Source organism: Paenimyroides viscosum, assembly GCF_003858535.1.
In the GTDB taxonomy this organism is placed as follows: Bacteria; Bacteroidota; Bacteroidia; order Flavobacteriales; family Flavobacteriaceae; genus Flavobacterium; species Flavobacterium viscosum.
This window is the reverse complement of sequence record NZ_RQTJ01000052.1, coordinates 222-10,279: the sequence shown is the minus strand read 5'-3', so window position 1 is coordinate 10,279 and position 10,058 is coordinate 222. Positions and strand designations below refer to the sequence as shown.

General features: G+C 33.9%; 6 protein-coding genes. All 6 read right to left on the bottom strand.

All coding sequences use genetic code 11. The features are described 5' to 3' along the window. Positions 1-201 precede the first annotated feature (201 nt). The 6 genes from EG242_RS14210 to EG242_RS14185 are packed head-to-tail and all read right to left on the bottom strand — an operon-like array spanning position 202 to position 9,773. Complete coding sequence (locus EG242_RS14210) at positions 202-2,523, bottom strand: AIPR family protein (RefSeq protein WP_124900525.1); 2,322 nt, start codon at positions 2,521-2,523, stop codon at positions 202-204. A 7-nt stretch (positions 2,524-2,530) separates the two neighbouring features. Continuing rightward, positions 2,531-3,526: a PD-(D/E)XK motif protein gene (locus tag EG242_RS14205; protein ID WP_158608883.1), complete on the bottom strand. Its 996-nt coding sequence runs from the start codon at positions 3,524-3,526 to the stop codon at positions 2,531-2,533. Next, on the bottom strand, positions 3,513-6,299 hold the full coding sequence (locus tag EG242_RS14200; RefSeq protein ID WP_124900521.1) for a Z1 domain-containing protein: 2,787 nt from the start codon (positions 6,297-6,299) through the stop codon (positions 3,513-3,515). The genes EG242_RS14205 and EG242_RS14200 overlap by 14 nt, the downstream gene beginning before the upstream one ends. Then, positions 6,292-7,773 (bottom strand): ATP-binding protein, encoded by a 1,482-nt coding sequence (locus EG242_RS14195; protein WP_124900519.1) that lies wholly within the window; start codon positions 7,771-7,773, stop codon positions 6,292-6,294. The genes EG242_RS14200 and EG242_RS14195 overlap by 8 nt, the downstream gene beginning before the upstream one ends. Beyond that, entirely contained in the window at positions 7,766-8,521 is a 756-nt protein-coding gene (locus EG242_RS14190) for a DUF3883 domain-containing protein (RefSeq protein WP_124900518.1), read from the bottom strand. Before EG242_RS14190 ends, EG242_RS14195 begins: the two co-directional genes overlap by 8 nt. Beyond that, positions 8,511-9,773: a DNA cytosine methyltransferase gene (locus tag EG242_RS14185; protein WP_124900517.1), complete on the bottom strand. Its 1,263-nt coding sequence runs from the start codon at positions 9,771-9,773 to the stop codon at positions 8,511-8,513. Before EG242_RS14185 ends, EG242_RS14190 begins: the two co-directional genes overlap by 11 nt. Between the last annotated feature and the right edge of the window lie 285 nt (positions 9,774-10,058).

Here is a 10,058-nt window from a genome sequence, read left to right as displayed (position 1 = left end):
CGTACGCTCGGTGGTGTGAGAGGCGCACTCCGTCAGTTACTGGCGGAGCCGTCTACTCGATTAGCGGTTCGGTGTTCTTTTTCGGCCACTGGTTTGTCGGTCGTTTTGGTTGTGCGGTTGGACAGACACACTCTTTGCCAAGCTTGGGTTTGAGCGTTGGCTTGAGCGGCTTGGCAATGTGTGTGGCTGTTAGCAAGGGAATTATCTAAATCCATACTTCTCTACTGTTTTTAAGTTAAGTCTGGCTAGAAACTTATTTCTATCCGTTAGTGTCATTTTGCCTTCTAAAAGGTCGGCCATAAAACGATACTTATACGCATCAAGCCGTTTATTTTTTTTGTCCCATTGTATAATTCTTTCAATAAGGTCAAGCGTTATTTCAACTTCTTCAACTTTTTTACTATTGTCCTCAATAAAGAAATCATCCATATCAAAAAATAATTCTGGATTAACTTCTGCAACAATATTAAGAATGCCTTCTCCTTGATTCCTTTCTATGTCTGTAATTGTTCTATTGTTTCTAATTTTACTGCTTAAAGTAGAAGCCATATCATACTGATATTGGGTAAGATTTTGAGTCTCTCTTCCCCAGTCTTCTATTTTCTTCCAAGTTTTTACGTGTATTGATTTTAATCTATTCAATGAAGCCTCATTTTCAGCTTTTTGAGTTTCATCCTCAGTTAGCTTTTTTCTTTTTTCAGTCAATTTATTTTCCAAGTCAGATTTTAAACTTTCAAGGTCAATCTCAAAACTTTCATTTTTAATTGCATTCCAACATTCCTCTTTTTTTGCCCACTCTCCATATAAAGAGCCAGGGGCTTTAGTTTTGATGTAATCCTCTATTTTAGACATTACCTCGTGTAATTTTGACTTTAAAGTATCGCTTAGCGATTGATGTTTCCAGATTTTGTATAAATCAAGTTTGTAGTTCAATTTATAACCTAACCAAGCTAATGAATAAGGAACTGTTATATAACGCATATCACCAATTGCGTTCGGTTTTACACCATATACCTTTTCAGCAGATGAAAATAAAATAGCTTTTGCAATAGCATCTTCAAACCAAATATTGTCTGGCTTAAAACTGAAATTATAATTCAGAAATTGAGCGTAATTTTTCTGACTTCCTCTAACAACAATATGAGGGCCAATTACCAACTTTTTACCATTATATACTTCCTCGTATGAGTTGATAAACTTTGCCAAAGATTCTTTAGTGAACATCTGACTTCTTGGATTCTGCTTGTCAAATTGTTTTCGCTTTGATGGTGTAATACCAAATCGAATTCTTTCATTTTTGTACTGACCTCTTGAACGCTCAAAAAACCAACGTGTTTGAGTAGTTTCTCCTGAAATTGGCGGTGCCCAAATAGTCCGTGAAAGTTTTTCAATTAAAACGTGATTTTCTTTGTTAGAACTTAAATCAGAAGCAGAAACTCTATTTTGAGTGTTAGCATATTCTGCGATACGACCAACTATTTCAGAAAAATTCTCTCTATTTTTTACAATAGTAAGTTTAACTGGAACAAACACATTACTTATATCGACTTTATCTTTTTTCCAAGTATGATAAACTGACGCTGTAGTTTGTCCACCATTTACAATTTGAAAATCCTTTACTTGAGCAATAGCTTTACCTTGATTGTTTGGCAAATCTGTAATGGTAACTTCTTCAGCAGTAGCTGCGATACCATTATTAAATGCCATAAACATATGTTGCTCTTTCAGAATAGTATTTCGAATTCCTTTATTTATTTTACCTGTGAATTGAAGAAATGAACGAACATTTTGCTCCAGAAGTCTAGCCCCATATTGTTCATAAATATCTGCTAAGGCAAGACCTGAGATAATCGCAAGCCAAGATTGATAATCAGAATTTTCGCTTTCATTAACAATACAAGGCACTTTATATCCTGCTAGTTCAAAGTTGATTTCAATAGGCACTCTGGTTTTATCAGAAAGATTGAAAAGGTAGTTTATATCAATTGTTCTGTAAAAAATAGTGTAACCAGCTATTGTATCAGAAATTTTCACATCTGATTTTACCTCACCATTTGTTATTAAAAATATATTTACTCTGGTTAGATATTCTTTAACCTCTGGAACATTCGCTAGAGTTTGAGCAAGATCAAATATTTCAGAACTTTCCTCTATTTCGTTCACATAATCTTTGTAAATTGCATTTCTAAAGAATTTTACTGCTCTTTCAATTGTTTTGTCTGCATCACCCTTTGTAACACTTTGAATGGTGGAATCACCATTGTATATAGTTACAAACAAATCAAGTGTTTCGTAATTTTCATAAAGAGAGTAGCCGTTGATTTTATGTTCAACACCTCTTTTACTAATCTTTTCATCAAAGCAAACACGATAATTTTCTGTTTCTCCTGCTTCGGATAAATACGATAGTGCTAACTCTGTAAAAATCTGTTCTGGATTTGTTCCTTCTTCCTCAGAGATAAGACTTGCGTTAATTTCTTCCTGAATGTCTCTATAGAACTTTTGTAATTCTTTGTTTTCCATAAAAATGTTATTGTATTTCTCCCAAAAGAGTTTGGTGGTTAATTCTCCATTCCTCTGATTCCGATAGAACAATAGAATATCTCACATCTCCAACACCGATAGGGATTTGATTTTCAGTTATTCTTGGGAAATTACCCGTAACTCGGTATATATTTTCTTGACGAATAGTATAACCTCTCTCATCATAAAGAGGTTTGTGAATATCATAATATCCAGATTCCAATAATTTCAGCTTAAATAGATTGGAAGCCATTGTGTTATCATTCAATAATTCCGAAACTTCGTCAATTAGTATATTCAATGATTCACCGTTTCCCACTCTTACATCTAGCGAAAGATGAAATAAAAATATTTTTTCAATGATGGAATCGTCTAACTGTCTTTCACTCGTGATATGAATTTTTTGATGATTGTTACCGTGTGTAGTTTTTACTTCAACTGCCCAGTTTGAGTATTGAAAATCTTGAATAGACTTTTCTGGGCCAAGCCAAGATTTAATACAATAGTTTTTATCCGAATTATTAGTCAAGAAAAATCGTAAAAAATAAATTTCACCGTAAAGCCCCCTTTGTGCTTCGTCTGATAAACCTTGTTTACCAACCTTTTCAAACAAAGACTGCCATTTAGCCAAACGCTCCAATAGTTTTTCTACTAAGGTTTGTTCTGTGGACACGTCTGATACTCCAAATATCAAATCTTCGCAAAGCGTAGAGAAAATATCTTTATGTTGTTTGTTTAGTAAAAGGATAAGCAAAAATTTCTTTGACCTATCTCTTTCATCCGGTAGCGTTTCAATCTTGATGTCTTTGAGTTTATTCCATTGGTTTTCGTCAAACGAGAAAGTAGCGCTTATTCTAAATGCAATACATCTTAATTTTTCTGGAGCCTTGATTGCAATAAATACATCAGGCATTACTTCTGCTGAATATCGTTTATAGAGCAAACCAGAATGATTAGAAGTTTCACTTTCTAATCCAGTCCAAATATTTTCAATCTTCGTCATCTCCATAGTCTTCAAAATCTTCTTCAACAACATCAAATTTGTCTAACAACTCTTCATTAATTGCGTAAGAAACAGGGGCGTTGAAATTACTTTTAGGAAAACTAATAGCATAGCCAACAAAAGGGTTTGTTCCGTCTGGTAAGGGGAAAAACTGAAGACTTTCTTTTGTATCTAACAAATAGATCAAAAGCAAAGGCTTTTTAGGGTCTCTTAACTCGTTTCTTACAATTTGACCTTTAGGATATGAAGCTGTTCCAGGTTTAGTTCTACGCTGATTAGTTATCTCCAAAGCTCTAGCTTTTTCTTCATCTGTGAAATCAATAAATTCATCCCAAGGACTTATGATGTGCGATTTTCTCAAATAATATATTTGTTCATTAGAGTTTTGTTCACTTCCGTCTTCGGTTCTTAGCCATTGTCCAATTGAGATTTCACCACCATTTACAATTAAATTTGTATTGTTTTTTGCATTAGGCTTTGACATAAGTGCGACTCTCCAATCCGTAAGTTCATTGTTCTTTAGTTGAGCATTTATAAACTGGATAATTTTTTTTGGCTCTGCTTTTTTCAAGTTTTCAATAGATTGAATTCCCTCGAAGAAATTAATTACTTCGGAGGCTGGAATATCAAACCATAACAAAGCGTTATCTTTTTCTTGATAATTAGATGGCAATGTAGAAATGAAATTTCTGAGCGTATTTAAGTTGTTATCAATGATTGGTATTTCTTTCTTAAACTCGTATGACTCAACCAATCTGCCTGCCCACGAAATTTGTACAGTAATTGCGTTACGCATTTTATTGATTGCTGAAATCATTAGTCCGTCTGGAGAAGTGCGTATTTTTAGAGCATATTGTTCTGGAGTAGAACCAGCTATGTCTGACATATAATCAAATTCTTCTCTTAGTTCTTCTGAAGCCAGAGTTATATGGCAAAACCATTCGTTTAACTCCCTACTTGTAAACAAACGACATAAGTCAACATAGCCACCTCGATATCCAAACCAACGCCCCATTTGCATCAATGTGTCATACATTTTTGATGCTCTTAAATAATAACTAACGGAAAGTCCTTCTAAAGTCAAACCTCTTGAAAGCTTATTACCACCAACTGCAATTACTGAAAGTCCATTTTTGTGGTCGAAATAGTCTAATGCTTCGCCCGAACCTCCATGAATTGATTTTACTTCAATTCGTGAAGCAGCATCATTCAAATGTTGTAAAACTTCACTCCATTTATGAACCTGAATTTGCGAATCTAAATTTTTAAGTTCTGAATCTAAAATTTGTTGAGAAACAGAAACATAAGATTTATATCCGTTTTCATCCTGTTCAAAAGTCAATTTTAACTCATTTAAAACTTCTGTATCATTTTGGTCAATTCCTCTTCGGTAATAAATGAATTGATTTGAAACTAATTCTGCAATATGGTCTTGCCAACGCATAAAACGGGAAACGTGAATCAGCATTGAGTTATGAACTGTTGTTTGCCCTCTTAATCTTCTAATTGCACAAGTGATTATAAAACAACGAATAGCCCTTTTCAAAGATTCAGGTAAAGATGATGGTAATTGATCATCTTTTTTATGCCTATCAGGAACAAATCCACTGTAGTCATTTATCCTGTTTACTATAGGTAAAACTGTATTTGAGGCCTCGTCTTCTTCTAATGGACTAAATCCAAATACTTTTTCTGGTCCAATATAGTTTGAAGGAGCTGGGATATTTTTTATAAAGTTCCTCGGGAATAAATTTTGGTCATCTAACGGAATAAAAATGTTAGCAAAAGGTGTAGCTGTATAACCAACATAAGCATTCTTTCCAAATAGATTTAGAATTTGAGTAATCCAGCCATTAATAGAACTTTGTCTTTCAGGGTCATTTGAAATGTTAATAGAGGCATTGTCTGCTTCGTCATCTATAAGTAAGAGTGATTTATTACGAATTACTCGTCCTAATTCATTGTCTTCATTTGCCTGAGCTGCAAGCCATTGATGTATTCTTCTGAGTACGTGTGGATTTTTCTTTATTACGGCAACAATTGGTTCAGAAGTATTGAAGTTTAAACCTAGGGCATTTGCCGCTCCTTGAGTAAAATCACCTTTTTCAATGCTGGAAGTTAGAGAATGAGCCACAATAGGCGAACCAAAGTAGGGGTCACCAACACCTATTTGAATACTTCTCTGGTCAAAAGCTCTTGTATGTTTCGTATCAAATCCTAAAAAACTTTCGTCAATTCTAAGTTGCGTTTGGCTTCTTAAATTATTATGAATTCCTGCCATAATAATTATTAATTTGAATCCAGCATCAGCAGCTTTACAAACGAGACCAGTATAATTTGCTGTTTTTCCTGATTGAACTTGACCAACAACTAAACCTTTCTTATTTATTGTGATTTTTAGTGTTGGATCAAATAAATTATCAAGAATGCTATCTGTAAGTCTATCTAGCTTATTTATAACTTCTGGTGCAAAATTCTTTTCTATTTCGAGGTATTCTCTATATCTACCCCAAAAACCATTTGAAAAATCTAATTCAGCTCTTTTCTCATTTAACCAAGGTAAGTTTTCATCAGCTTTTTCAATTGACCTAAATTCATCTTGACGAATTGTATAAAGTTCTTCAATTCTTCTTACAAGCATTTCACGGTTTTCATTTATGAAATACTTCATTTTAAGCACTTCATCAACGGCATCTTCAATTTCTTCTCTTGTATAAGATGAGCTGTCAGATAGTAACTGACGGATGTTCTTAATAGGGTCTTTTTTACTCATTGGTTAAAAATTCAATATATTCTGGATAGAAATTATATGGTTCAGTATTTAGAATTCTTGCCTTTGCTTTTTCGATTGATAGACCACTTGCTACAAATCCGTTAAAAAGCTTTTGCATTGTTTCCTTAATTGCGTTGTGGTCTATTCCTTCAAATGGTTGCCCGTGTGGTTTTTCATTTTCGCTTTCTTGAAGCGTGATTAAAGGCACAGGTATTGTTTCCTCAATGAACTGAATTACTTTTTCAATTTCTTTTTTTAAATCGCCTGATTTAGAAAGTAATTCATTTAAAAGCGGGTGATTCCGATTTATTTTATAGAATCTTTTACCGTGTCTGGCTCTTTCTTCCCAAAACGGAAAATATTCATCCGATGCCAATTTTCTTTTAAGCACCTTGCCCTTGTGTCTATAAACCTCTACAGCTTGATTTCTAACATCTTTTGCTAGTGCAAGAATTTGTTCACGGTAAATTGAAGGAGGTCTGGCGATAGATTTCTTGATGTCAATTTGCCAGTCATCATCAAAATTATTTGGTAAGTCAATTTGAATTCTACAAAGGTCATAATGTCCTTCTTTTTTAAAAAGACCAAGCCAATCGCCAGCAACTAACAATCTGCGATTTCTATAAACATAGAAACCTTGATGAGCTGTCCAACTATCTTTTGGACCTTTTCCATAATTATATTGTTCTGCTGAAAGTTTCGAACGATGCGGTAAAACAAAACCTTTAATCTTTATTGAACCACCTTCTAATCTTGTTTCGGGTTTGCTTTGTAAATTATCTATTCCAATCATAAATGGATCCCAAGATTTTATTTCCCTCTCACGTAAATAGATTTTCAAACCTTCATCCATATATCTATGAAAAACCATAGATAAGTGAGATTTTACGGAATCCATTATTCCTAAAAACTTACTTTTTGCTTCTTCATTGTCCTCTGAAGTATCCTTTGTAAGTCTATCCAAATCCCACCAAATTACACAAGTTCCTGTCTCAACAGTTTCTATTTTCTTAGTCCAGTTTCCTTCGTTAGGAATGTATCTAATTAATTTCCATACTTTTTCTTGATTGACAAAGTCCAAATCCCAAGTCCAAAAAACAGGTTTGTAGCCTTTAGCTTTAGAAAAAACAGTAAATTTTCTTGATTGTGAAAATGAAGCCGTCTTTAAGCCTAAACCGAAACGACCTAAATCATCTCGATTTCTTTCATCTAATGGATTCTTACTTCCAGGTCGCATAGCTTGAACAAGCTGTTCATTGTTCATTCCTGTACCATCATCTAGGATAGATAATGTTGTATTTGAACCTTTCCAATCGTAATCTATCCAGATATTTTTCGCTCCAGCAGTAATAGAGTTATCAACAATGTCAGCAATAGCAGTTTCAATAGAATAACCAATCGCACGAAAGGTTTCAATCATTGAGCTTGCTTCTGGTTCTGCAGAAGTTGATTGTATGTTGGTATAGTCAATCATTTATTCCTTGTAATTCGTTATTGGAAACACTCCACTGCACTTGGACTGTTTGGATTATATTCTTTCTGGGATTTAATTTTGAAAATGGGTCATTTATGAAGGAAATTTCAGGAGAATCATTAATGTTAGACACAATACAAACTGTATATCGTGACCTTTCTCGTTTTGCAGTTTCCCATTCTTTATTTGTAAAGAGAAGTCCGCCTATATTACTAGCCAGTCCTTTAACTTCAATAAAATGTTGATATGATTTAGATTTGATTTCAAAATCATATCCACATCCTAAATCTCGCGAATCAATTAACTCGCCTGCAACAGGCAAATTATTTAATCTATGATATTCAATAAAAAACTGTTCAGCTTTTTTTCCTGTTGGACCTCTTAGTATAAAAATCGGATTAGTAATGACTTCATTATCTGAGTTATCTATTTCAGGCAAATCAATCTTATTCCCATTTATAATTTCCACTGCTATTTGTCTTATATCAAATTCCTCCAACTGCTCAAATTGGGAAATAATATTTGAAATTGTTTTTCTTGGTTGTCTCTGATGCCAACCTGCTCTATGTCCGTGAAATGGATCAAACTCATCTCTCCAATTTTTTATAGTATGTTTGTTAATTTGAAGCTTGTCAGATAAATCATCAAAAGCATCTTTCCAAGTTTTGTATCCTAAATTATTAACAGCATCATCATTGAAGCGGGACAAATAATAAGAGACAACAATAGCTTGTTCTTTATTTTTCATTCTTCAAAACTTTAAACAATTCTTCAGCTATTTTTTTTGCCATTAAAGGTGGTACTGCATTCCCAATTTGTTTAAAAGCAGCTGTTCTATTAGCTCCTTCCTTTTCTCCTTCAAAATAATAGTCATCTGGAAAAGATTGAAGTCGTGCTGCTTCTCTTACGCTGATTGATCTATTTTGCTTACTATCAGGATGAATATAATAATGACCATCTTTGGCAATATGGGCGACTACTGTTTGTGAGTAGGGTAAGTCAGAAGCAACCACCTTAAATCTGTCAAAAAATGAAGTGCGATTTTGATGGGTCTTTAATCTTTCTGGTAAATCATTGTAGTTTAATCGTTCTTGTTTTTTATCCCATTTCTGAACGGCAATTTTATAAATTTCTTTATCTTGCTCTCTATGTGGTCTTGCAATATGTTGGGTTAAAATATCAATACCATTGCGTAAAGCGTGAGATTTTAAGTATTCCGTTGTTTCAGTTTTGTATTTTAAAAATCTGTCTACACCTTCACCGGCTTTTATTACAGGCAAATCGTCCAATAAATCTTTTACTAAATAATTGTTTTCAATTGAAATTTCTTCCAAATTTGGTACACTAATCTTTTTGTTTTTTTGCCAACCTAGAATGATAATTCGTTTTCTGTTTTGCAATACTCCAAAGTTTTTTGCTTCAAGCGTGTGCAGTTTTATTTGATAGCCTTTTTTATTAAAAATCTTCTCCATTTCTTCAAGATAGTGCCCACCTTTAGCAGACTTTAATCCCAAAACATTTTCAAAAACAAACATATTAGGCTTATATCTTTCTAAGTATTCAGCATATTGAATAAAGAGGTAATTTCTTGGGTCACCTTCCATTTTGGTTTTAGACCGTGACCGTCCCACCAATGAATATGCTTGGCAAGGTGGTCCGCCAATAATTAAATCAACTTTTCTTTTTCCTAGGCTCTTCTTTATTTGCTGGTGTATAGTTTCATTGTGTTCATCTCCAATTGGAAGGTTAATAACAGCGTCCAAAATGTCTTTTGGCACACTTAAATATAATTGCTCACGAGTTATTTCCCCTTTTAGATAGGTAATGTAAATTTTGTAGTTGTTGTTAGCTTTTAAGTAATGGTAAGCAGCTCTTGTTCTCAGAGTATTACAAGCAGAATTTTCAATTTCAACGTGAGCAATAGGCTCAAAACCAGCTTGGATAAATCCTTCTGAAAGTCCTCCTGCTCCTGCAAATAAGTCTATGAAATTGTAAGTCATTATAATATTTTTCTTTGGTTCAAATTTACTTGTTTATTCTGTGCGTTGGCAAAAATTCAGGCTCTTTTGCTTGCGAAGCGGTCGCCCGTGTGTTGTGGCAAGCAAATGTGCCTGAATGTGCGGTTGGCATTTTATTTCTGTCGTTTATTTTGTTCACTGTCGTTGTCTTTTTTACACTGAGCGATAACGTTTCGAGGCTTGGCGATAGTGCGGGCTTGAATCGAGCGGACGTTCAATTCAGACCGAACTAAGCCAAAGCCAATTTCTATTTGCTAATTTAAAAAT

Excerpts from the sequence above, each read along its gene's own strand:
- EG242_RS14205 (WP_158608883.1), bottom strand. The coding sequence starts at position 3,526 with ATGACGAAGATTGAAAATATTTGGACTGGATTAGAAAGTGAAACTTCT.
- EG242_RS14195 (WP_124900519.1), bottom strand. The coding sequence starts at position 7,773 with ATGATTGACTATACCAACATACAATCAACTTCTGCAGAACCAGAAGCA.
- EG242_RS14185 (WP_124900517.1), bottom strand. The coding sequence starts at position 9,773 with ATGACTTACAATTTCATAGACTTATTTGCAGGAGCAGGAGGACTTTCA.
- EG242_RS14200 (WP_124900521.1), bottom strand. The coding sequence starts at position 6,299 with ATGAGTAAAAAAGACCCTATTAAGAACATCCGTCAGTTACTATCTGAC.
- EG242_RS14190 (WP_124900518.1), bottom strand. The coding sequence starts at position 8,521 with ATGAAAAATAAAGAACAAGCTATTGTTGTCTCTTATTATTTGTCCCGC.
- EG242_RS14210 (WP_124900525.1), bottom strand. The coding sequence starts at position 2,523 with ATGGAAAACAAAGAATTACAAAAGTTCTATAGAGACATTCAGGAAGAA.